Origin of the sequence: Phyllobacterium sp. 0TCS1.6A (genome assembly GCF_026420825.1) — a bacterium.
GTDB lineage: Bacteria > Pseudomonadota > Alphaproteobacteria > Rhizobiales > Rhizobiaceae > Phyllobacterium.
Genome location: NZ_JAPMAB010000010.1, coordinates 12958 through 35869, shown reverse-complemented (window position 1 = coordinate 35869; position 22912 = coordinate 12958). Strand labels below are relative to the sequence as shown.

Annotated in this window: 24 protein-coding genes and 1 tRNA gene; 12 read left to right on the top strand and 13 right to left on the bottom strand. The window is 61.9% G+C overall.

Features of this window, described 5'->3' with window-relative positions:
- Nucleotides 1-38 precede the first annotated feature (38 nt).
- Nucleotides 39-1052, top strand: a complete 1014-nt coding sequence (locus OSJ75_RS19110) for an ABC transporter permease (RefSeq protein WP_250018504.1) — start codon at nucleotides 39-41, stop codon at nucleotides 1050-1052.
- 49 nt (nucleotides 1053-1101) lie between these two features.
- Nucleotides 1102-2091, top strand: coding sequence for an inositol 2-dehydrogenase (gene iolG, locus OSJ75_RS19105; protein WP_267229128.1), 990 nt, complete (start codon nucleotides 1102-1104; stop codon nucleotides 2089-2091).
- Between the two features lie 42 nt (nucleotides 2092-2133).
- Here the strand turns inward: iolG and iolB are convergent, their stop codons facing one another.
- From iolB to OSJ75_RS19075, 6 genes are all read right to left on the bottom strand, one after another.
- Nucleotides 2134-2928, bottom strand: coding sequence for a 5-deoxy-glucuronate isomerase (iolB, locus tag OSJ75_RS19100; protein ID WP_267229127.1), 795 nt, complete (start codon nucleotides 2926-2928; stop codon nucleotides 2134-2136).
- A 4-nt stretch (nucleotides 2929-2932) separates the two neighbouring features.
- Nucleotides 2933-3175, bottom strand: coding sequence for a DUF3329 domain-containing protein (locus OSJ75_RS19095; RefSeq protein WP_267229126.1), 243 nt, complete (start codon nucleotides 3173-3175; stop codon nucleotides 2933-2935).
- An 11-nt stretch (nucleotides 3176-3186) separates the two neighbouring features.
- Complete coding sequence (gene iolE, locus OSJ75_RS19090) at nucleotides 3187-4071, bottom strand: myo-inosose-2 dehydratase (protein WP_267229125.1); 885 nt, start codon at nucleotides 4069-4071, stop codon at nucleotides 3187-3189.
- A 51-nt stretch (nucleotides 4072-4122) separates the two neighbouring features.
- Nucleotides 4123-5973, bottom strand: coding sequence for a 3D-(3,5/4)-trihydroxycyclohexane-1,2-dione acylhydrolase (decyclizing) (gene iolD, locus OSJ75_RS19085; RefSeq protein ID WP_267229124.1), 1851 nt, complete (start codon nucleotides 5971-5973; stop codon nucleotides 4123-4125).
- 79 nt (nucleotides 5974-6052) lie between these two features.
- The gene (locus tag OSJ75_RS19080; RefSeq protein ID WP_250018510.1) at nucleotides 6053-7981 is read right to left on the bottom strand and encodes a bifunctional 5-dehydro-2-deoxygluconokinase/5-dehydro-2-deoxyphosphogluconate aldolase; all 1929 of its coding nucleotides are present in this window, start codon (nucleotides 7979-7981) and stop codon (nucleotides 6053-6055) included.
- Nucleotides 7982-8136: 155 nt separating this feature from the next.
- Entirely contained in the window at nucleotides 8137-8970 is an 834-nt protein-coding gene (locus OSJ75_RS19075) for a MurR/RpiR family transcriptional regulator (protein ID WP_250018511.1), read from the bottom strand.
- A gap of 125 nt (nucleotides 8971-9095) precedes the next feature.
- Between OSJ75_RS19075 and OSJ75_RS19070 the strand changes: the two genes are divergently transcribed.
- Entirely contained in the window at nucleotides 9096-10205 is a 1110-nt protein-coding gene (locus OSJ75_RS19070; RefSeq protein WP_267229123.1) for a Gfo/Idh/MocA family protein, read from the top strand.
- Nucleotides 10206-10268: 63 nt separating this feature from the next.
- Here the strand turns inward: OSJ75_RS19070 and OSJ75_RS19065 are convergent, their stop codons facing one another.
- Together OSJ75_RS19065 and OSJ75_RS19060 are read right to left on the bottom strand one after the other, a co-directional pair.
- Complete coding sequence (locus tag OSJ75_RS19065; RefSeq protein WP_250018513.1) at nucleotides 10269-10910, bottom strand: NrsF family protein; 642 nt, start codon at nucleotides 10908-10910, stop codon at nucleotides 10269-10271.
- A complete protein-coding gene (locus OSJ75_RS19060) occupies nucleotides 10897-11451 on the bottom strand; it encodes a sigma-70 family RNA polymerase sigma factor (protein WP_250018514.1) in 555 nt (184 codons plus the stop codon). The genes OSJ75_RS19065 and OSJ75_RS19060 overlap by 14 nt, the downstream gene beginning before the upstream one ends.
- A 247-nt stretch (nucleotides 11452-11698) precedes the next feature.
- Here OSJ75_RS19060 and OSJ75_RS19055 point away from each other — a divergent pair, with 247 nt between their 5' ends.
- From OSJ75_RS19055 to OSJ75_RS19035, 5 genes are all read left to right on the top strand, one after another.
- Entirely contained in the window at nucleotides 11699-11992 is a 294-nt protein-coding gene (locus tag OSJ75_RS19055; RefSeq protein ID WP_267229122.1) for a pentapeptide MXKDX repeat protein, read from the top strand.
- 65 nt (nucleotides 11993-12057) lie between these two features.
- Nucleotides 12058-12927 carry a cytochrome b/b6 domain-containing protein gene (locus OSJ75_RS19050; protein ID WP_267229121.1) on the top strand — a complete coding sequence of 290 codons (870 nt, stop codon included), beginning with the start codon at nucleotides 12058-12060 and terminating at the stop codon, nucleotides 12925-12927.
- Complete coding sequence (locus tag OSJ75_RS19045) at nucleotides 12917-13690, top strand: molybdopterin-binding protein (RefSeq protein WP_267229120.1); 774 nt, start codon at nucleotides 12917-12919, stop codon at nucleotides 13688-13690. The genes OSJ75_RS19050 and OSJ75_RS19045 overlap by 11 nt, the downstream gene beginning before the upstream one ends.
- Before the next feature lie 104 nt (nucleotides 13691-13794).
- The gene (locus tag OSJ75_RS19040; protein WP_323748394.1) at nucleotides 13795-14454 is read left to right on the top strand and encodes an HAD family hydrolase; all 660 of its coding nucleotides are present in this window, start codon (nucleotides 13795-13797) and stop codon (nucleotides 14452-14454) included.
- Between the two features lie 95 nt (nucleotides 14455-14549).
- On the top strand, nucleotides 14550-15581 hold the full coding sequence (locus OSJ75_RS19035) for a Tim44 domain-containing protein (RefSeq protein ID WP_250018518.1): 1032 nt from the start codon (nucleotides 14550-14552) through the stop codon (nucleotides 15579-15581).
- Nucleotides 15582-15644: 63 nt separating this feature from the next.
- Here the strand turns inward: OSJ75_RS19035 and OSJ75_RS19030 are convergent, their stop codons facing one another.
- The 3 genes from OSJ75_RS19030 to OSJ75_RS19020 form a co-directional block, all read right to left on the bottom strand.
- Nucleotides 15645-16616: a sterol desaturase family protein gene (locus OSJ75_RS19030; RefSeq protein WP_250018519.1), complete on the bottom strand. Its 972-nt coding sequence runs from the start codon at nucleotides 16614-16616 to the stop codon at nucleotides 15645-15647.
- Between the two features lie 254 nt (nucleotides 16617-16870).
- On the bottom strand, nucleotides 16871-17020 hold the full coding sequence (locus tag OSJ75_RS19025) for a hypothetical protein (RefSeq protein WP_267229119.1): 150 nt from the start codon (nucleotides 17018-17020) through the stop codon (nucleotides 16871-16873).
- Between the two features lie 140 nt (nucleotides 17021-17160).
- Nucleotides 17161-17337, bottom strand: a complete 177-nt coding sequence (locus OSJ75_RS19020) for a hypothetical protein (protein WP_250018521.1) — start codon at nucleotides 17335-17337, stop codon at nucleotides 17161-17163.
- Between the two features lie 602 nt (nucleotides 17338-17939).
- Here OSJ75_RS19020 and OSJ75_RS19015 point away from each other — a divergent pair.
- Nucleotides 17940-18215, top strand: coding sequence for a hypothetical protein (locus tag OSJ75_RS19015; protein WP_267229118.1), 276 nt, complete (start codon nucleotides 17940-17942; stop codon nucleotides 18213-18215).
- 135 nt (nucleotides 18216-18350) lie between these two features.
- On the top strand, nucleotides 18351-18593 hold the full coding sequence (locus OSJ75_RS22945) for a phage protease (protein ID WP_416362586.1): 243 nt from the start codon (nucleotides 18351-18353) through the stop codon (nucleotides 18591-18593).
- 232 nt (nucleotides 18594-18825) lie between these two features.
- Here OSJ75_RS22945 and OSJ75_RS19010 read toward each other — a convergent pair.
- Nucleotides 18826-18902 (bottom strand) — tRNA-Met (locus OSJ75_RS19010).
- 298 nt (nucleotides 18903-19200) lie between these two features.
- On the opposite strand from OSJ75_RS19010, the gene OSJ75_RS19005 reads away from it, so the two are divergent.
- Nucleotides 19201-20163: a Gfo/Idh/MocA family protein gene (locus OSJ75_RS19005; RefSeq protein WP_250018572.1), complete on the top strand. Its 963-nt coding sequence runs from the start codon at nucleotides 19201-19203 to the stop codon at nucleotides 20161-20163.
- Nucleotides 20164-20321: 158 nt separating this feature from the next.
- Nucleotides 20322-21437 (top strand): DegT/DnrJ/EryC1/StrS family aminotransferase, encoded by a 1116-nt coding sequence (locus OSJ75_RS19000; RefSeq protein WP_267229117.1) that lies wholly within the window; start codon nucleotides 20322-20324, stop codon nucleotides 21435-21437.
- A 49-nt stretch (nucleotides 21438-21486) separates the two neighbouring features.
- Here OSJ75_RS19000 and mnmA read toward each other — a convergent pair whose 3' ends face one another.
- A complete protein-coding gene (gene mnmA / locus OSJ75_RS18995) occupies nucleotides 21487-22677 on the bottom strand; it encodes a tRNA 2-thiouridine(34) synthase MnmA (protein WP_267229116.1) in 1191 nt (396 codons plus the stop codon).
- Nucleotides 22678-22912 lie beyond the last annotated feature (235 nt).

Below are 22912 nucleotides of genomic sequence, written 5' to 3'. Positions count from 1 at the left end.
CCGAAATATAGCCGAGGCGATTCACGGGAGGAATTGATATGACAAGCGAACAGGCCACCATACCTGCCGCGGCCCGGCGGAGCCGCCGGATGCCACCGGAGGTGAACATCCTGCTGGTCCTGATAGGGATCGCGCTCGTCTTCGAAATCCTTGGCTGGATACTGGCCGGCCAGAGCTTCCTGGCGAATACGCAGCGGCTGCGCATCATCATCCTCCAGGTGTCGGTGATCGGCATTATCGCCGTGGGGGTCACACAGGTGATCATCACCGGCGGCGTCGATCTCTCTTCAGGCTCCGTGGTCGGCATGACGGCAATGGTGGCGGCAAGTTTCGCGCAGACGTCCGCATGGGCCAGGCCGATCTATCCGGGCCTCACCGATCTGCCGTTCATCATCCCCATCCTTGTCGGACTGGGCATCGGGCTTCTGGCCGGTTTCATCAATGGCTGGCTGATCGCCCGCACCAGGATTCCGCCTTTCATCGCGACGCTCGGCATGATGGTCTCGGCCCGTGGCGTCGCCAAATGGTATACGAAAGGCTCGCCTATCTCGGGCCTTTCCGATCAATTCACCTTCATCGGCTCCAGCATCTGGCCGGTGGTCATCTTCCTTGTCGTGGCGCTGATCTTCCACATTGCGCTGCGCTATACGCGCTACGGCAAATTCACCTATGCGATCGGCGCCAATGCCCAGGCGGCGCGCGTCTCCGGCATCGATATCGAGCGCCACCTGATCAAGGTCTACGCCATTGCCGGCCTGCTGGCGGGGCTTGCCGGCATCGTTACCGCGGCGCGTGCGCAGACGGCCCAGGCCGGCATGGGCGTCACCTATGAACTCGACGCCATCGCGGCAGCCGTCATCGGTGGTACGTCGCTTGCGGGCGGCGTCGGCCGCATCACCGGCACGGTCATCGGTGCGATCATTCTCGGCGTGATGATCTCCGGCTTTACGTTCCTGCGTGTCGATGCCTACTATCAGGAGATCATCAAGGGAGCGATCATCGTCGCCGCCGTGGTCGTCGACGTCTACCGCCAGAAAAAGCGCAAGGTATAGAGTTGGCAGCGCCGGGATTGCGCCCCGGCTTCGTTCAAGAGGAAATGAAATGACAGTACGTTTTGGCCTGCTGGGCGCTGGCCGCATCGGCAAGGTTCATGCCAAGGCTATCGCCGGCAATGCACAGGCGAGGCTGGTGGCCGTTGCCGATGCCTTCGAACAGGCGGCGAGCAGTCTGGCGGCAGACTATGGCTGCGAGATACGCAGCATCGACGAGATCGAGAAGGCGTCCGACATCGACGCGGTGGTCATCTGCACGCCGACCGATACGCATGCGGACCTGATCGAGCGCTTCGCACGGGCCGGGAAGGCGATCTTCTGCGAAAAGCCGATCGATCTCGACCTGTCGCGGGTGAAGGCCTGCCTGAATGTCGTCAGCGAGACGAATGCCGTGCTCATGGTGGGCTTCAACCGCCGGTTCGACCCGCATTTCGCCGCGGTGCGCAAGGCTGTCGATGACGGCGCTGTCGGCGACGTCGAGATGGTGACGATCATCTCGCGCGATCCGGGCGCGCCGCCGGCGGAATACATCACCCGCTCGGGCGGCATATTCCGCGACATGACGATCCATGATTTCGACATGGCGCGGTTCCTCCTCGGAGAAGAGCCGGTCGCGGTGACCGCGCACGCCTCCGTGCTGGTCGACAAGAAAATCGGCGAACTCGGCGACTATGACAGCGTCAGCGTCATCCTTTCGACAGCATCCGGCAGGCAATGCCTCATCTCGAATTCGCGCCGCGCAACCTATGGTTATGACCAGAGGATCGAGGTGCACGGTTCGAAGGGGCTGGTCGCGGCGGAGAACCAGCGCGCCGTTTCCATAGAGATCGCCAACGGCCAGGGCTATACGCGCCCGCCGCTGCATGATTTCTTCATGACGCGCTATACCGAGGCCTATGCCAACGAGATCGCTGCCTTCATCGAGACCATTGCCAAGGGCACCAGGGCATCGCCGAGCGGTGAAGATGGTCTCGCGGCGCTTGCCCTTGCCGATGCCGCGCTGCGGTCCGTGAAAGAGGGCAGGACGATCACGCTCTGATCGACAGGCCGGAATGTTGCCGGGGCGTTTGCCCCGGTTCCGCTATTTCACCAGCCATTCATGTTCAGCGGCATTGTGGAACTTCCATGTGCGCTTCGGTCCGGCCATGACGTTGAGGTAATAGAGGTCATAGCCATGGCAGGCGGCGCAGGGATGATAGCCCTTGGGCACGAGAACGACGTCGCCATCCTCGATCGCCATCGCCTCGTCCAGCGACCGGTCATCGGTATAGACCCGCTGGAAACCGAAGCCCTGCGGCGGGTTCAGGCGATGGTAATAGGTCTCTTCGAGATAGGATTCGGCCGGTAGATTGTCCTGGTCGTGCTTGTGCGGCGGATAGCTCGACGTATGGCCGCCCGGCGTGATCACCTCGACCACCAGCAGCGAATCCGCAGGCTCGTTCTCGGGCAGTATGTTGGTGACATAGCGCGTGTTGGTTCCCGCGCCGCGCACTTCCTGTCCAAGCTCATCCGGCGCAATGACGCGTACCGGCAGGCCGCCGCCGAGACCCGGCGCCGAGCACACGGCCAGTTCCACATCCGTCTCCGCCGTCAACGACCATTCGGAACCCTGCGGCAGGTACACCGACCAGGGTTTGCCGTCGAAAGGCGACATCCGCTGTCCGAGTAGGCCGAGTTCCTCGCCATTGGCCTTCACTTTGCCCTTGCCGGTGACGAATACGAGGCACAATTCCCGCTCGCCAGCCGTGCCGCAGACGGATTGGCCGGCTTCCAGGCGGTGAAGGCCAAAGCCGACATAGGACCAGCCGGCGCTTTCGGGCGTAACATCGACCACGTGGCCATTGCCGGAAATCGCCTTCAGCAAGAGCTTCGACATGAAGTTACTCCTTATCGGTGGTGTCGGTGGTGTCGGTGGTATCGGCCGTCGCCGGCGCTGCAGGCTCTGACGGATCGTAGATGACGAAGAATTGCCAGATGCCATAGCCGCCGAAGCCGAGCGCGATGACACCCCAGAACGGCTCGCCGGTGACGAACTCGACGATCGCCCAGATCAGGCAGGCGGCGACCACGGCGATACGGCGCCAGAGCGGCCGAAAAAACGGGTGGTTCGAGTCCCTCGCCAATGGCATTCTCCTTATTTCAGGCCGGCTTCCTCGATGAAACGGCTCAGATTTGCGTGTCCCAGGCTGGAATAGACCGCCGGATCGGCCTTTTCAGGGTCCTGTTCGGCCTCGACGACGATCCAGCCGCTATAGCCGCGCAGTTCCTTCAAGACGCGAACATAGTCGATCAGCCCATCGCCAGGAACCGTGTAGACGCCGGCGAGCACGGAGTCGAGGAAAGACCAGTCTTCCCGGTTGGATCGCCACATCACATCTTCGCGGATGTCCTTGCAGTGGACATGGCCGATGCGCGCCTTGTAATGGCGGGCGATGCGGGCGGGATCTCCGCCGCCCCAGGTCGCATGGCCGGTATCGAGCAGCAATTGCACCGCTTCGCCGGTGACATCCATGAAACGGTCGATTTCGGCCTCGGATTGCACGACCGTGCCCATGTGATGGTGGTAGACCAGCCGAAGACCGTATTGCGCCATCACAAGTTCCGCGAACTTCGTATAGCGCTCACCGAATACGTTCCATGCCGCCTTCTGCAGGACAGGGCGCGCCGAAAGCGGTGTTTCCTTCTGCGAATGGATGGCGTTTGAGGTCTCGGCGGCGATCAGCACCGAGCAGCCCATTTCCTTCAGGAGCGTCGCATGGCCGGCCACGGCCGCAAGTTCCGCTTCCGCATCGCGCAGCAGCAGTTCGGTCGAGTACCAGCCCGACACCAGCTCATGCCCGTATTGCTGCAATATGGGACGCAACTGCGCCGCCTGGCGGGGAAACTTGTTGCCAAGCTCCATGCCGGTGAATCCCGCCGCCCTTGCCTGTTCCAGGCAGGTTTCCAGCGAAATATCGCCGCCGATCTCCAGCATGTCGTCATTGGACCAGCCGATTGGGTTTGCCCCTATACGGATCATTTCTATTTCCTCAGCTCGCGATTTGCGTGGTTTCAGGCTCGGGCGACGGTGTCAGTCTCCGACGCGCTGGCGCTTGATCTGTTGCTCGTAATTCTTTCGTGCCGCCTCCACCTGGGGGCGGGAACTCACCTGCGGCACCGCGACATCCCACCAATGGCCGCCCTCTTCGGTGGAAGCCAGCGGGTCGGTGTCGATGACGACGACGGTCGTCCTGTCATTCGTCCTGGCGCGCTCCAGCGCGGTCTCCAGCTCGGCAATGGAAGACACTTTCTCGGCGAGTGCGCCGAGGCTGCGGGCATGGGCGGCAAAGTCGATATCGGGGAGAACCTCGTGGCGCGCATCCTTCAGGAGATTGTTGAAGCTGGCGCCGCCCGTGCTCATCTGCAGCCGGTTGATACAGCCATAGCCCCTGTTGTCGAGCAGCACGATCGTGAGGCGCTTGCCCAGCATGACCGATGTGGCGATCTCCGAATTGAGCATGAGATACGATCCATCGCCGACCATCACCACGATCTCGTCGTCAGGGCGAGCCATCTTGGCGCCAAGGCCGCCGGCTATCTCATATCCCATGCAGGAGAAGCCATATTCGGCGTGATAGGAGCCCGGCTTGCCCGCCTGCCACAATTTGTGCATTTCGCCCGGCAGGCCGCCGGCCGCGTGGAGCACCGTAGCATCGCTGCCCATGCTGCGCTGGACGGCGCCGATGACCTGCGCGTCCGAGGGCAGGGGGGCATTGGTTGCGGCCGTCACCTTCGCGGCGGCCCGTTGCCATTCGCCCTTGCCGGATCTGGCGTTCTCGGTCCAGCCTTGCGGCGCTCGATATGACGGCAAGGCGGCCGCAAGCTCGGCAAGTCCTTCCCGCGCATCGGCAACGAGCGGCAGCGCCTTGTGTTTCGCCGCGTCGAAAGGCTGAACGTTCAATCCGACAAAAGTCTTGCCTTCGCCCTGGAACAATGCCCAGGAACCGGTGGTGAAATCCTGCAGGCGCGTGCCGACGGCGATGATGACATCGGCTTCGCTGGCAAGTCGATTCGCAGCCGAGGTGCCGGTCACGCCGATGGCCGCCATGTTGAGCGGATGATCGTCGGGCAGGGAGGACTTGCCGCCCTGCGTCTCGCTGACCGGTATTCCGTGCGTCTCTGCGAATCTGGCGAGTTCCTCCGAGGCCTGCGAATAGATGACGCCGCCGCCCGCGATGATGAGCGGCTTTCTGGCACCCTTGATTGCCTCGACGGCGGCCGACAGTTCCTGCCGGTCGGGCCGGGGACGGCGCTGCGTCCAGATGCGTTCCTCGAAGAACGTCTCGGGGTAATCATATGCTTCGGCCTGAACATCCTGGCAGAGCGCCAGTGTGACGGGACCGCATTCCGCCGGATCGGTCAAAACCGCCATCGCCCGCGCAAGCGCCGGTATGATCTGTTCGGGACGCGTGATGCGGTCGAAATAGCGCGAAACGGGGCGGAAGCAGTCATTGGCCGAGATGGTGCCATCGGCGAATGATTCCACCTGCTGCAGGACCGGGTCCGGCACGCGATTGGCGAACACGTCGCCGGGCAGCAGCAGCAGCGGCAGGCGGTTGACATGGGCAAGCGCCGCGGCCGTCACCATGTTCGTCGCGCCGGGGCCGACCGAACTCGTGACCGCCATCATGCGCTGGCGAAAGCTCGCCTTGGCAAAAGCGATGGCGGCGTGGGCCATGGCCTGCTCATTATGGGCGCGATAGGTCGGAAGCTCGTCGCGCACCTGATAGAGCGCCTCGCCCAGCGCGGCCACGTTGCCATGGCCGAATATCGCCCATACGCCGGCGAAGATCGGTGTCTTGCGGCCCTCGAACATGGTCATCTGGGCGGCAAGAAAGCGCGTCAGCGCCTGCGCCATGGTCAGGCGGATGGTCTTGGTCATATCGGTCTCCTCCCGGCGTCCCACCCGGCGGCGCTTGGCGAACAGGCACAAGCTGCCGGAATTGTCGGCGCCATCTATTCTATGCTGCGCGGCGGTTGCGGCTGGCAAGCCACGCGGCGGTCAATTTTTCGAAACGTTCCGCCATCTGGTCGATGGCCGCTTCGTCACCGATCCTGCCCGCAAGCCAGTTCTCCGCCGCATCCATGAAGATCGTCCGCCCGACGGCAAAACCCTTCACGACGGGCGTCGCGGCGGAAGCGGTGAAGGCCGCCTCCAGCTCGTCATGCGGGGCCTCCAGGCCGAGGAGCACCACGCCGCGGCACCAGGGGTCGTTGCGGTCGATCACGGCTTCGATCTTCTGCCACGCCGTTGCCGAAGCCTGCGGCTCCAGCTTCCACCAATCGGGCTTTATGCCCAGCGCGTACAGTTCCTCCAAGGCACGGGCAATGGTGTCGTCGCCGAGTTCGCCATGCTTGCCGGCGATGATCTCGAGCAGGAGTTCGCGCCCCACCTTGCGCGCGGCTTCGAACAGCGTGCGCAATTTCTCCTGCTGCTCGCGCTTCAGTTCCGCCGGATCGTCCGGATGGTAGAAGCACAGGCATTTGATGCAGTGGTCCACCGGCCATTCGACCAGTTGCGAGCCGATATCCTGCGAGAATTCGAACCGCAGCGGGCGCGATCCGGGCAGTTCCACCGGCCGTCCGAGCCAATCGAACGGATGGCGCGCCAATTCGAACATCGCTTCGCGGCCGAACCTCTCGTCGAGGAGCATGCCATAGCCCGGGCGGCCGTCCGCGACTTTCGCCGCAGCCCTGACGGCCAGTATCTTGAAGGCGGCAACCCGTTCCAGATCCGCGCCGAGGCGTTTCGCAAGCTCCTCCAGCTGCACGCGATGATCGATCGCAAACGTCATCATCGACGGGATGTCGCGCCGCCTCGTGGTCGCCCAATGCACATGGTTGATCGCCTCGTCCTTGCGCAGGGCGCGATGCGGGCTGCCATGTTCGAGGAAATGCTGAAGCTCCGCGAAGGTCGGGATCTCCGGCGCGCATAGCAGGCGCGACACGGCGAAGGCGCCGCAGGCATTGGCCCAGGTCGCCGCCGTGCCCAGCGTTTCTCCGCTCAGCCAGCCGCGCAGCAGGCCCGACATGAAGGCATCACCGGCACCAAGCACGTTGAAGACCTCGATCGGGAAGCCCTTGCCGACAATGCCGTCCTCCAGATCGTCCGGTATGTCGCCGTCATAGACGATGCAGCCCATGGGGCCGCGCTTCAGCACGATCGTTCCGCTGGACAGGGAACGAATGGTCCTGAGTGCGGAAAGGAGTTCACTCTTCCCCGATGCTATCAGCACTTCCTCTTCGGTGCCGACAATGAGATCGCAGTCGGGAAGCACCGTCTTCAGCTGATTGGATACCGCTTCCGAAGCGATATAGCGGCTGTCGCCGGCGGCATGGCCGGCGAGACCCCAGAGATTGGGGCGGTAGTCGATGTCGAACACGACCTTGCCGCCGGCCTCCTTCATGAGGCGGATGGCCTTGCGCTGGGCCGCATCCGTATTGGGGCGCGAAAAATGCGTGCCCGTCACCACCACGGCGCGGGCGGAGCGGATGAACTCCGGATCGATATCATCTTCCTCCAGCGCCATATCGGCACAGTTTTCCCGGTAGAAGATGAGCGGAAAGCTCCTGTCGTTCTCGACGGAGAGGATGACCAGCGCCGAAAGGCGGTCCGGGTCGGTGATGAGCCCGCGCGTGGACACGCCCTCGCGAACCATCTGCTCGCGGATGAACCGGCCCAGCTGCTCGTCGCCGACACGCGACAGCAGCGCCGATTTCAGCCCGAGACGGGCCGTTCCGATGGCAATATTCGCGGGGCAGCCGCCGACCGACTTGGCAAATGAGGCAATATCTTCCAGGCGGGAGCCGATCTGCTGGCCATAGAGATCGACGGAAGACCGGCCAATCGTAATCACGTCAAGCGCCGCGCCGGTAGCAGTCTCGTTCATGTCTTCCTCTCCCTGAGCCTGCGTCTGCGACCGAGGCTGTTCTGCCAATGACGGGGCAGGCATGGGTCATATGAAATAATAATTCTACAGTATCGTCAATATGGAATGTATATTCTTTTTTGACGCAGGAGGCACGAAATCGATGGGTTTTCGCGTCAGCTCCGGCGCCTTTCCGCGACGCTCACGGTCAGCGCCATGGCGAGCGCCATGGTGCCGGAAAGAGAGCGAAAGCCGGAGAAATCTCCTTCCGCAGCCTCGAACCAGACCTTGGCGGACTGCGCCAGCGGCGAAAAGGCGCTGTCGGTGATGGCAATGACAGGCACCTCGCGCGCCGCGAGCAGGGCCGCATGTTCGATGGTCGCCGAGGCATAGGGCGAGAAGCTGATGGCGATTGCCGCATCGCGCGGGCCGGCGAATGACAGGATTTCCGGGTCGATGCCGGATGTCGATTCCACCAGCTGGTTACGCACCTTGAGCTTGCCGAAAGCATAGGCCATGTAGGCGGTGATCGGATAGGACCGGCGGCGCGCCACGAGGTAGATCGTTTCCGCCTTCGCCAATATATCGACCGCCCGTTCCAGGACGTCTTCCTCCACCTGCCGCGAGATCGTGTCGATGGAATGGCTCGCCGCGGTGAGGAAGCCATCGAGAATCGCCCGGTTCTTCGACAGGCCGAGCGTGCCGCCGCGCAATGCCGACAGGCGCTCCTCATAGGAAATCTGGCGTTCGCGCAGGCGCTCGCGGAAAACGGCCTGAAGGCTGGTGAAGCCGTCGAAGCCCAGATGCTGCGCGAAGCGGATCAGCGTCGAGGGCTGCACATCGGCGGTCTGGGCGATGCTGGCCGCGGTGCCGAAGGCGATCTCGTCGGGATTGCTCAGCGCATAGGCGGCAACCTGCGCCAGCCGCTTTGGAAACTGCTCGCGCCGTTCCAGTATCAGCGCCCGCAATGCTTCGAAATCCCGCGGCAAATTTGCGTCATTATCCATCATGTTTTCCCGAATCGTCGCCTGCGCCATAGCATAGAATAAAATATTTATATCAAAACGGATTACTTATTCCATTTTTTGTTTTCATCGACTACTTCTTCGATCAACGGTCCATCGGGAGGAACATCATGATCGGAGTAGGATTGATCGGCACCGGCTTCATGGGCAAGTGCCACGCGCTGGCATGGAACTCGGTCCGGGCCGTGTTCGGCGATGTGCCTGCCATCCGCCTCGTTCATCTTGGCGAAGCAAATATCGATCTGGCCGAGCGCCGTGCTGCCGAATTCGGCTTCGAGAAGGCCTCGGGCGATTGGCGGGCGGTGATCGACGACCCGGACGTGCAAATCGTGTCGATCACCACGCCCAACCAGTTCCATCCCGAGATGGCGATCGCCGCGCTCGAAGCCGGCAAGCATGTCTGGTGCGAAAAGCCGATGGCGCCTGCCTTTGCCGATGCCGAGGCTATGGCGGCGGCCGCGGGCAAGGTCGGGCGTGTCGCGGCATTGGGCTATAATTACATCCAGGGCCCGGCAATTCGCCATATTGGCCGGCTTCTGGCGGAAAATGCCATTGGCGACATCAACCATCTGCGCATCGAGATGGATGAGGATTTCATGGCCGACCCTGCTGCGCCCTTCAACTGGAAACATGCCGCCACGTCGGGCTATGGCGCGCTGGACGATTTTGCGGTGCATCCGCTATCGTTGCTGTTCATACTTTTCGGCCGCGTGGCGCGCGTCATGTGCGACATGTCCAAGCCCTACGCCACGCGCCGGACGGAAACGGGGTCGGACCGTGTCGTCGAGACCCATGACAGCGCCAGCGTGCTGATGCATATGGAGAATGGCGTCGCGGGAACGCTGCAGGTCAATCGTTCAGCCTGGGGCCGCAAGGGGCGGATCGCATTGCAGATATTCGGCTCCGCCGGTTCGATCCTTTTCGACCAGGAGCGCGCCAATGAATTCCAGATCTATCTGACTTCGGATCGCCCGACCGAACAGGGTTACCGCACCATCCTCACGGCGCCGCATCATGAGCCCTATGACCGGTTCATTCCGGCGCCCGGTCATGGTCTGGGCTTCAATGATCTGAAGATCATCGAATGCCACGAGCTGATCAAGCGCATCGGGGGCGAGCCGGCCCGGCTCATCGAGTTCGCGGACGGAATCGAGATAGAGCGCACCGTTCATGCCATGGCCCGCTCGTTCTCCGAACAGCGATGGGTCGAAGTGCGCTAGCACGCTCCGGCCCCTGTCGCTATAGTCAGGCGTATTTCAATTCCACCACACTAGCTCTCGCGCCTACCAGCGTAGCAGATAGCGCCCGGCGAGCGCGCCGATCAACGCCGGTCCCATGACGCCGAGCGTGTACCAGATCGCTATGAAGGGCATGCCGCCCTCGGTGCAATGAAAGGAATAGACGAGGGAGCCGAGGCCACCCGCCGCCAGCCCCGCAGCGGCGCCGGCCAGCGTCAGGCGCGTCGGCGCGAGGCCGCGGAGAATCCAGAATGCCCCGACGAGGAACGGCATGGCCAGGGTGGTGATGTAAAGCGTGCAGACGGCGACGGACTTTCCCATCAGCAGCGGCATGTGGCTCTCCGGCGGCATCATCGACAATTGGCCGATCGCCAGCGCAACGAGCGCGGTGACCGCCATTGCGATCGCCACCAGATGCGGGCGGATGCGCCCGAGGGGATAGGCGATGCGCTTGACCGCCCATATCCCGGCAAGGGAGAGCGCGAACGTGTAGCCGAGCTTGACCCAGAACGGCCATGTCCAGACCGCCGACATCATGTCGGGCCGCAGACCAAGCCAGAAATACATCAGCAGTGACGATACGGCCAGGCTCGCGCCGAAGCCAATGGCGACGCGCCGCCCCACCTGATCGGGCTGGACAGGCTTCAGGTCGCCGGCGAGGCGAGCGATCAAATCATCTGTCGCCATGACCATCTCCCTTCAGCCGGGCGGCAATCGCCTTTAACCCTCTATGGACCGTAACCTTCACCGACGACTCCGAAAGACCAGTGCTTTGTGCCACTTCTGCTATGGATTGACCTTCGATCCGCGTGCGGTAGATGAGATCGCGTGACTTCTCCGGCGCAATCTGCAGCAGTCTTTCGACATCCATCCGGTCCGCGATCCCTTCGCCATCATCGGAGGCGATCAGATCATGCGCATCGTCCAGCGGGACGGTGGCCCGGATCCTGTGCCGCCTGAAATGGTCGATAAGCTTGTACCTTGCGATGGCATGCAGCCAGGACGTGAAGGGACGATCCACCTCGTAGGTCGCGCGCCGCGTATGCAAGGCCATCAGCGTATCCTGCACCAGATCGTCGGCATCGCCCCTGTGGCCGTCCGCGAGGCGGCGCAGGAAATACGACCGCAGATGGCGGGCTACCTCGTCCAGCAGCACGGCATAGCTGCGTGCATCGCCCGCAAGGCTCGCCAGCATCAATTCCTTCAAGCGCGGTTCGACTGAATTCACTCCGGTTCTCGATCTTATTCGAAGCAGCGGCGGAAAAGGTTACACATGGGGTTACACATGGCCCCGAATGCGGTGCAAGGTCAATGCGGCAGCCGCTCCTCATCATCCCAGCCTTTTCTCAGCCTTTCTCATCACCAATGCGTGATGATTGTAACCAACGCCGCCTGCAACGCGTATTGCCAGAGTGACCCGAGCACAGGCGAAGGTTTTAACTGGAAGCCATCGGCTCCAACATAGGAGAACAGATATGAATATCCTGGCCAAGAAGATCATCCTGTCGGCATTTGTGGCCGCGGCGGGCCTTTCGGCTGTCAATCTGGCTGCTGCCGAGGACGCCATGAAGGCGGATCCGATGAAGAAGCATGACGCGATGAAGACCGATGCCATGAAGACTGATGCGATGAAGCCAGCGAAACCGGATGCGATGAAAAAGGACGCCATGAAATCCGATGCCATGAAATCCGACGCCATGAAGGCAGACCCGATGAAGGCGGATGCCATGAAGAAGAAGCCGGATGCAATGGCGCCCGCCAAGCAATAGGATATCCGGCGTGATCGGGCGCTGCGCCTGATCACGCCATGCGGGGCGGGGCCATGGAGATGCCGATGACGCAGGTTGCTACAAGTTCCGACAAGCCGGCATGGGTGAAGGTCTATCGCCATTCGCTCGCCGTGCGCATCACCCATTGGCTCAATGTGCTTTGCCTGACCTTCCTGTTGATGAGCGGGCTGCAGATATTCAACGCCCATCCCTACCTCTATTGGGGCGAATATGGTTCCGACGCGCTGCCGGACGCATCCTTTGTCGCCATCGAAGCCTATGCGGATGGCGACAGCATGAAGGGCGTGACCCGTGTCGGGCCGATAGCGATGACGACGACCGGCGTGCTCGGCGCATCCTACAGCGGCGGCGAACTGACGCCGCGCGCCTTTCCGGCCTGGCTCACCATCCCGTCTTACCAGGATCTCGGAACCGGGCGGCGTTGGCACTTCTTCTTTGCCTGGTTCTTCGTCATCAATGGCCTCGTCTACCTGGTTTATGGCCTGGTTTCGCGTCATTTTCGCCGCGACCTGCTGCCGGCGGCGGAGGAACTGACGCCGCGCCACCTCGGCCACGAAATAGCGCAGCATGCGCGGCTGAGATTCCCGAGGGGCGAGGCGGCCCGACGCTATAATTCGCTGCAGAAACTGGCCTATCTCGGCGTGGGCTTCGTGCTGCTGCCGCTGATGGTGCTGACGGGATTGACCATGTCGCCGGGCTTCAACGCCATCTTTCCCTGGCTGCTCGACCTGTTCGGCGGCCGCCAGTCGGCGCGGACGCTGCATTTCATCGTCGCTGCGCTCACCGTCGGCTTCGTCGTCATTCATCTGGCGATGGTGCTGCTGTCGGGCGTCTGGAACAATCTGCGCTCGATGATAACCGGCTATTACACGCTGCATCTTGAGGGCGGCAGGAGGACTGGCGATGAGCATTGATCTGACACGGCGCCGCTTTCTCATCGGCGGCACTCTGGCTTCCACCAGTCTCCTGGCGGGCTGCGATGCGCTGGTCGAGAACAAGTCGATCGACAATGTGCTGCAGGCCGGCGAGTGGCTGTCGTTGAAGGCCCAGCGCCTGCTATTGTCCGGCCAGCAACTGGCGCGGGAATATACGGAGGCGGACCTTTCGCCCGTATTCAAGGCCAATGGCACGCAATTGCCGGAGACGGACGAGTATAAGCGGCTGATGGACGGGCAATTCGCCGATTGGCGCCTGATCGTCGACGGCCGGGTGCGCACCCCCCTCAGCCTGTCGCTGGCCGACCTCAAAGCCATGCCTGCCCGCACGCAGATTACCCGCCATGATTGCGTCGAGGGATGGAGCGCAATCGGCAAATGGACGGGCGTGCAGCTTGGCGCCGTATTGGAGAAGGCCGGTCTTGCCCCCGGCGCGCGCTACGCCGTATTCCATTGCGCCGACGATTACGAACAAACGCTCGACGGCAGCGGGCGCTATTATGAAAGCATCGATCTCGTGGATGCCTGGCATCCGCAGACCATCCTCTCCTACAGCATGAACGGCAGGGATCTCGAAATTGCCCATGGCGCGCCCCTGCGCCTGCGGGTCGAGCGCCAGCTCGGCTACAAGCACGCGAAATATCTCATGCGGATCGAACTGGTGGACTCTTTCGCCCATATCGGTTCTGGCCGCGGCGGATTCTGGGAAGATCGCGGCTATCAATGGTATGCGGGCATATAGCGGTATGCGGGCATACAGGCCCGGTACGCACAAGGTGTCACGATAGGTCTTTGTCCGGCTGCTATCCTCTGCCATAAGAAGGCAGAACTGGCAGGAGAGATAAATTGGCTTCGATACAAGGCAAGACCTATGCGGGCTTTCTGTTCGACATGGACGGAACATTGATGAACTCGACGGCGGCCGCCGAACGGGTGTGGGGGCGGTGGGCCGAGGCGCATGGGCTCGACGCCAGGACCTTCCTGCCGACGATGCATGGCGTGCGCGCCGTCGATACGATCCGCAGGCTCGGCCTCGATGTCGATCCGCAGGCGGAGGCAGACAAGATCACGAGGGCGGAGATAGACGATGTCGAAGGTATCGTGGCCTTGCCCGGCGCCCTCGAATTTCTTGCCGGCCTGCCCCGGGACAAATGGGCGATCGTGACGTCCTCGCCGCTCGAACTTGCGAAGCGCCGCCTTGCCGCCGCGGGCATTCCCGTGCCGGACGTGCAGGTGACGGCCGAAGACGTCGAGGTCGGCAAGCCCAATCCCGATTGCTATCTCATCGGCGCCGCCCGGCTTGGCGTGCCCGCAAGCCGCTGCCTCGTCTTCGAGGATGCCGTGCCGGGAATCCTCGCCGGTGATGCCGCGGGCGCCGACGTGCTGGTCATCACCGCAACCCATCAACATCCGATCGAGACGGCGCACCCGACCATTCGGGATTATGAGGGGGTGCGGGCCGAGACCGGCGAAGATGGTGCGCTTTCCGTGCTCGAATTCGCCTGAGCGAGGTTTCCGGCAGGAAATAAATCGAGATATTTCTTTTAATCCGCCAGCGCTTTTCCCATATGCAAGGGGAATTCTACGCACAGGAGCATTGCATGCCGTTCATTTTTTCCGCCTTGAGCCGAATTTCCGCCGTTGTCCTCATCGGATTGGCGGTGACGTTCAGCGCAGTCTACGAGGCCGACGCCCGTCGCGGCGGCGGTGGCTTTGGCAGCCGAGGCACCCGGACCTTCCAGGCGCCGGCACCGACGCGCACCGCGCCGAACAATGCTGCTCCTATCGAGCGCAGCATGTCGCCGCGTCCGCAGAACCAGCAGACGACGGCACAGCCACAGGCCGCGCAGCAGCGTCCGGGTCTGTTCGGCGGCATGGGCCGCTCGCTGCTCGGCGGTCTTCTCGTCGGCGGCCTGATCGGCGCCATGCTCGGCCATGGATTTGGCGGTATCGCCGGCCTGTTCGGCATGCTGATCCAGATCGCGCTGATTGCCGGCCTCGCAATGCTCGCCTTGCGCTTCTTCCGCTCGCGCCAGCCGGCAACGGCAACAGCCGGCGGTCAGGGCTTTGGCCGTGACGGCTTCGCCCGGCGCGATATGGCTGGCGACACCAACAACCAGGCTTCGCCGCTGCGCGTACCGACAATCGGTTCCGGCCAGCCCCAGAGTGGGCAGAAGCCCGGCTTCGCCGGCGGTCAGTCAGCAGCACCGTCCCAGGGCGGCGATGAAATCGGCCTGACGCAGGCCGATCTCGACCGGTTCGAGCAGCTGCTCACCGAAGTGCAGACGGCCTATGGCAAGGAGGATTATGCGACATTGCGGCGGCTGACGACGCCGGAAGCCATGTCCTATCTCGCCGAGGAGCTCGGCCAGAACGCCACGGACGGGCTGCGCAACAGCGTGTCCGACGTCAAGCTGCTGCAGGCGGATATCGCTGAAGCCTGGGCGGAAGGCGCACAGGAATATGCGACGACCGCGATGCGCTATTCCAGCATCGATGCCATGCTCGACCGCACGACCGGCCGCGTCGTGCAGGGCGATGAGGGCGAGCCGTCGCAGACCACCGAAGTCTGGACCTTCGTCCGCGAAAACGGCTCGGAGTGGAAACTCGCGGCCATCCAGGACGCAGCCTGACCAGCATGAGAGGCGCCGCCGGACCTGGTTCCGGCGTCGCCCCGGCCTCAGGCCTTCCCGGCCTTACATCTGGGCCGCCTGATCCTCGACCGGCGCCGCAGCCTGCGTCACTGGTGGCAGCGGCGCTGGTTTGCGTCCCATCAGTTCCTGCCGCCCGCGCCGGGAAAATGGCTGCAATAGCTGGCCGAGGAAACCGGGCGCGACCCTGCCATTGATGCCGATATCGACGGGCGATGGCCTGTCCGGATTATGGTAGCTGCCGAAGACCTGGTCCCACAGCACGATATTCTCGCAATAATTGGTATTGCCCTCGCGTCTGTTGCGCGAATGGTGCCAGCGGTGCAACCGCGGCGTCACGAATATATAGTCCAGGAGCCCGGTGCGCATGGCGATATTGCAATGGGTCAGCAGGCCGGCGATCGCTGTGATGGCCGCGACCCAGAGAAAGACCGGCAGCGGCGCGCCGAGGAGATAGAGCGGTATCTGGCTGAGCGCGATCTTGAACAGCGAATCGAAGAGATGAAACCGCCCGGTATTGATCACCCAAAGCCGCGTCACGCTGTGGTGGAGCGCGTGGAAGCGCCAGAAATAAAGGCGCTCATGGGCGATCCTGTGCGCCGCATAGAGCCCGAGTTCGGCGATGATCAAGGCCAGCACGACCTGGACGGGCAAAGGCAGGAAATCCGGCCATAGAGTGCTGAAACGCGCGGAAATCGGCTGCACATGGGCGGCGATCAACATCGGGCCGGAGGCTGCGAGACTCGCGGCGACCTGAACCAGTCCCTTCGTCAGCAGCGTATGGGCCAGATTGTTGAAGGTCTCGCCATCCGGCTCGAGCCAGCTGGTCTCATAGGGCAGCAAGCGTTCGAAAAGCGCGATGATCGCCACCGTCGTCAGATAGACCACATTGAACCAGAACACGGGATGCGCGGCCTCGAAAGCCATGCCAGCGGCGGTGAGGCCGCCAAAGAAGATGGCCGGCCACAACAGGTATTGCAGGACCCGGATCGCATTGGAATCGCTTGACTGGCTCAAGGGCGGCACTCTCTCTTGCAGCGGGGATGCGCCGGCCCGTGGCAATGGATATTGCGGCCGCATCTTCGGGAGGCTCGACATATCACCCACTTGCCGCTGCGAGCGCAAATCAATTCTGTCTTGCGGCCCAGTGTGGGCGGCCCCAGACAGACGGTGCGGCCCCAGTCGGTGCGGCCCCAGCCGGGGCGGCCCAGTCGGTGGGGTCCCAGTCGGTGCGACCCCAGTCGGTGCTGCGTCGGATGCGCGTGCGAAAGCTAGTTCCGGTCGTGGCAGTCAAGCATGCCATTGGTGCAGGACGGTCTGGTCGATTGCGGCTGTTTCTCGTCGGGCGTCCAGTTATTGTAGGTTCCGCAAGCCGACAGGCTCAAGGTGACAAGGACGAACCCCAGAATACGTCTTTTCATTTATCCAGCCTCATGATCGATTCCCGCGCCGCTCCACTAACCGGAACGCCAGCGCGGCCGATTGTAGTTTGACTTCGAGATTCGGAAAAGACGAGATTGCAGGCGAGGCGTGTTCCGTGAAGCCTAGCGCGGCGGCCTGACTATGTGAATGCAATGATTGCCAGGAATATCGCCAGCATTAAAACAATGATTGATAGATTGAATACTTTGGACTCGACGGCGCCTAGTTCTTCTTCAAGGCGCTTCATTTTCCCCGATTTGCTCGACTTTTCCTTGTCTTCCGTAGGGGTAGAGTAACCCTGCTCATAGTCGTTCATGATTTTGCTCTGGTGAAATTGAGAAAGGCCAGCCTCCGCACAGAGAGCCGCGAAGATTTGCCAACGAAGATGGTTATCAGCAAGTTATGGCCGCGCCTAGATGTATTTCAGAAATATTTCAAAATTTGAATCAATAGAATGTTGCAAAATATTGCGGAGGTCGGCTGGGCATGAATTTCCCTGCGTGTCGGGCCTCAAGAGCTGAACGGGGGCACCCGCCAGGTCAACGCGAACTTGGGGATCGGCTGAAGCTGCTCTCCTGTGGCTGGTGAGCTTTCACAGAAAAACCGAAAGGGACGCGCTGCGGACCGTCGGTCGGGCGCTGCGGGATGGTCAGCTGGAGAGAAAGTATGGCACGGAGGGACGTCATCCCCTCACAGGTCCGGCGAACCGTCCTGGTGAAACCTGGCTCGCACCACGGCCCATTATGGTGCATAACAATCCCTATTGCAACATGAGGATATATTGTGCGTATTTCATTAATTGTGGCCGTTTCGGCAAGCCTTGTCGCATTTCCCGCTCTTGCCGGTCCCAGGGAGGACAGCAGGGAACTTTACACGGCGCTTGTCGAGCGCGGCGCCGTCTTTGCCGATGTCTTTGCGATGAAGGATGCGGACGCGGCTTTGGCCGCAATCGACCAACAGATCGTCAAGCCGGTGGACCAGGCAACCCAACATTGGATGGACATCGCCTTTGCAGGCAATTCAGAGCCGTATCGGCCCTATGCCAGCTGCGTGGAAGCGGGCACCGAACTGCATCAATATGCAGCCCGCGTCAGCCGCTACCTGAGGGGAATCGAGCCCAGGAAAATTGAGCCTGTCTATGCTGAAACTTTCATGGCCAGGCTCGAGGAATGTGAAGCGGCGTTGGGCCATTGATCTGCCGCTGATAAGTCCAGCCGACACTTCGCAAACAGGGCATCGCTGGCGCGGCAAGGCGCTTGGCAGGCATGACGACAAGGAAAAGCCGCCCATCGCTTCATTCGCCGTCAACAATGCCCGACGGGCCAGCGATTGGGAACATGCCCAGTCCCATCTCGCTCCCGAGGCAAAGAAGCGCCGTCGGCCGGGTTGCTCGAAGCCGTCGAAGACCGCGCCGGCGCCGTCTGGGGCCGCGTCCGCTGGGTGGCTCGTCCCGCCCGGCAGATCATCGATCGCGAATACCGCTTCGTATCGCCGGATTTTCGGCACGGAACAGACGGTCTGATTACACGCCTGAACGCGCGAGGCGGAGGACCATTCAGAAGCTTGCGGTGAGTTCGGAGGGGCCTCAATAATCGAGCTATAAAAGGCCTTCAAACGCTCTTCAAAGTCCGCCCAAGATCAAAGCAAAAATTCTAAAACCTGGTGGCAAAAAATCAAAACCCCGCGTCCAGCTACATCCATGTCTACAAAATGTAGGAATTCTCATGAAACTGACGGCAGATATGCTGCGTCAGGGTGCCGTGAGAGGCCCGAAGCGCTGCAAAGATCAGACTGACAAGAAAAATGGTAGCGAAGGAGGGATTCGAACCCCCGACACAAGGATTATGATTCCTCTGCTCTAACCTACTGAGCTACTTCGCCCCACATGCGCGCCCGGTGTGCCTGTGAAAAGTCAGGCCGGAACGCGGCGCCATTTGCCAATTGCAACTGGGACGTGGCGGGGTATAGGTGCATGACAGGAAGCTGTCAAGCAATCTTCTGGGCATAAAGCGGCCAATCCATGCCTCTTTTTGGCGGCGGGGCCATGCTGCGAAGCCCGGCTTGCGGCGGGCGTTTATGGCACCTGCCCGTGCGGGGGAATTACCAAAAGGTCAACGCGAACTCTTGTGTTCGTTTCGCCGTCCAGATATTGCATGCGACCATGAGCACAGCTGAAAAGATGCCTCCGCGAATTGCAGTCTTGGGTTGCGGTTACTGGGGCAGCAATCACATTCGCACATTGAAGAGCCTCGGCGCGCTTTATGCCGTGTCGGACCAGAACAGCGATCGCGCTGCCGGCTTCGCGGCCGATCAGGGCGTCGAAGCCATTGCCGTCGATGATCTTTTCACCCGTCCGGATGTCGATGCCATCGTCATGGCCCTGCCGCCGCAGTTCCATGCGCAATCCGCCATCCGGGCGGTGAGCAACGGCAAGGACGTGCTCGTCGAAAAGCCGATCGCGCTGACGGTTCCCGATGCCGAGGCTGCGGTCAAGGCTGCCCATGATCATGGCCGCATCTTCATGGTCGGGCATGTGCTGCGCTTTCATCCGGCCTTCGAGAAGCTGCTTGAACTGATCAAGGCCGGCGATCTCGGCGATGTCAGCTATATCCATTCGCACCGGCTCGGGCTCGGCAAGTTTCATACGGAGAACGATGCGCTGTGGGATCTTGCGCCGCATGACCTGTCGATGATCCTCGCCATCACCGGCACGGAACCGCTCGAAGTGCGCGGCGAGGGGGCGGCGGTGCTCGACCATCTCAGCGATTTCGCCCATCTGCATCTGCGCTTCCCCAATAATGTGCGCGGGCATCTTTTCGCCTCACGCCTCAATCCCTATCGCGAGCGCCGGCTGACGGTCGTCGGCAACAAGGCCATGGCGGTCTTCGACGACATGGAGCAATGGGACCGGAAACTTGCCGTCTACAAGCATTCGATCTGGCAGGATGAAGGCCAATGGGCATCGACGACCGAGGAGCCCAGCTATGTGAAGGTTGCGCATGGCATGCCTCTCACGCGCGAATTGCAGAACTTCATCGATTGCATCGGCTCGCGCAACGAGCCGCGCACGGATGGCGAGGAGGCGATCCGCGTCCTGCGCATCCTGACCGCCGGTACCGTCGTGCATAACAAGGTGAAGTGATCGCTCTTGCCCCGGCTCTTCTGTTGCCCTCGGCTTCAAGCGTTGTTACAAGGCCGGACAAACTTTGAACGGCAGCATCTGGCGGCATTTCCTCCGCCCTTCTAAGTGTTGCCTTGACGCCTCGCGGTATTCGCGGGGGCTTTGATTACGGAGCAATGATGCAGTTCATCGATCTCGGCGCACAGCGTGAACGGATTAGCGACAAACTCGACGCGGCAATCGCCAAGGTCGTGCGCGAGGGCAAATATATCCTCGGACCGGAAGTCACCGAGTTCGAAAAGCGGCTGGCCGAATATGCCGGCGTCGAACATGTGGTGGCCTGCGCCAATGGCACGGATGCGCTGCTCATTCCGCTGATGGCCAAGAACATCGGGCCGGGCGATGCGGTCTTCGTGCCGAGCTTCACCTTTGCCGCCACGGCCGAGGTCGTTGCGCTGGTCGGCGCCGAGCCGGTATTCGTCGATGTCGATCCGGTCACCTACAATATCGACGTGGAGCAGTTGAAGGCGGCTGTGAAGGCCGTGCGCGCCGAGGGCCGGCTGCAGCCGAAGGCGATCATCCCGGTCGACCTGTTCGGCCTGGCGGCCGATTACACCTCCATCGGCAGCATCGCGGCGCAGGAAGGACTGTTCGTCATCGAGGATGCGGCGCAGTCGATCGGCGGCAAGCGCGACAATGCGATGTGCGGCGCCTTTGGCGATGTCGCCGGCACCAGCTTCTATCCGGCCAAGCCGCTCGGCTGCTATGGCGATGGCGGCGCGATGTTCACCAATAATGGCGAGCTGGCGGAAATTCTGCGCTCGGTGCTGTTCCACGGCAAGGGCGCCACGCAATATGACAATGTGCGCATCGGCCTGAATTCACGCCTCGATACGATCCAGGCGGCGATCCTCATCGAAAAACTCGCCATTCTCGAGGATGAGATGGAGGCGCGCCAGGTCGTCGCCAGGCGCTATGCCGAGGGGCTGCGCGACGTGGTCAAGGTTGCGACAATTCCGGACGGGCATCGCTCGGCCTGGGCGCAATATGCCATCCAGACGGAACGGCGCGACGAATTGAAGGCGCATCTGCAGGAAAACGGCATTCCATCGGTGATTTATTATGTGAAGCCGCTGCATCTGCAGGATGCCTACAAGCATTACATGCGCGCGCCGGGCGGCCTGCCGGTGTCCGAGGCGCTGCCGAAGGATATTCTGTGCCTGCCGATGCACGCCTATCTCGGCAAGGACGACCAGGACCGCATCGTCGATACGATCCGCAACTTCCTGGCCTGACAGCATCGTTGACTGAGTGGTGCTTTGACTGAGTACCGGGGGCGGCGGTTCAGGCCGCCGCGTGGCCCTGCTTGGCGAGGCGCTTCAACATGGCTTCCGCCTGTGGCGCGCGCTCCGAACGGCCGATGAAGCCGCCACCGAAGACGCGTGCCGTATTGCTGTCGTCGGAATAGAGCACGCAGGCCTGGCCCGGCGCTATGCCGCTTTCGCCATCGGCCAGTTCCACCCATGTCTCGCCATCTTCGTGATGAAGCGTCGCCGGGCGAGGCGGCCGTGTCGAGCGGACCTTGGCATAGACTTCGACGCCGCCTTCCGGCAGCTCTGCCAGTGCCTGGTCGCCCAGCCAGTTGATATCGCGCAGGAAGACCTTCCGCGTTTCGAGCGCTTCACGCGGGCCGACGACGACGCGCGCATTGCCGGCATCGAGATGCACGACATAGAGCGGATCGCCGGTGGCGACGCCGATGCCGCGCCGCTGGCCGATCGTATAATGCACGATGCCCTCATGCCGGCCGAGAATGCGCCCGTCTATATGGACGATATCGCCGGGATTGGCGGCCTCGGGCTTCAATTTCGATATGATGTCCGAATATTTGCCCTGCGGCACGAAGCAGATGTCCTGGCTGTCCTGCTTGGTGGCGACCGAAAGCCCGAGCTCCTCGGCGATGGCGCGCGTCTCGGTCTTGGTCATTCCGCCGAGCGGGAAGCGCAGATAGTCGATCTGCTCCTGCGTCGTCGCAAAGAGGAAATAGCTCTGGTCCTTGTCCGTATCGACCGGGCGATAAAGCGCACGATGCGCGCCATTGGCGCGGCTGCGAATATAATGGCCCGTCGCCAGTGCGTCCGCGCCGAGATCGCGCGCCGTCTGCAGCAGATCGGCAAACTTCACCGTCTGATTGCAGGAAACGCAGGGGATCGGCGTCTCGCCGCTGACATAGCTCGCGGCGAACGGATCGATGACGGCCTCGCGGAAGCGGGCTTCGTAATCGAGGACATAATGCGGAATGCCGAGGCGCTCGGAGACGCGGCGGGCATCCTCGATGTCCTGTCCGGCACAGCAGGAACCGGCGCGGTGGGTGGAGGCGCCATGGTCGTAAAGCTGCAGCGTTACGCCAACGACATCATAGCCTTGCTGCTTCAGAATGCCCGCGACGACGGAGGAATCCACGCCGCCCGACATGGCGACGACGATGCGGGTCTCTTCCGGCCGGGCCGGCAGATCGAGGCTGTTGAGTGTCATTTGCTATATCCGTTTGACCAGCGACATAAGGGCGCATGGCTGTCTTTCGACCTATATAGGTCAAATTGGCCGTCCTTGCCAACAGGAACTCGGCCGAAGCCGGTTATTTTGATCCCGGGGCGGCTGGCGCGGGGTTTTTGGCGTCAGCGCGATAAAGCGATTAAGTTTAATAAAATCAACGCGGAAGAATTAACCGAAGTTACCAGAGAATGACCGGGCGCTTAGGCAATTATTA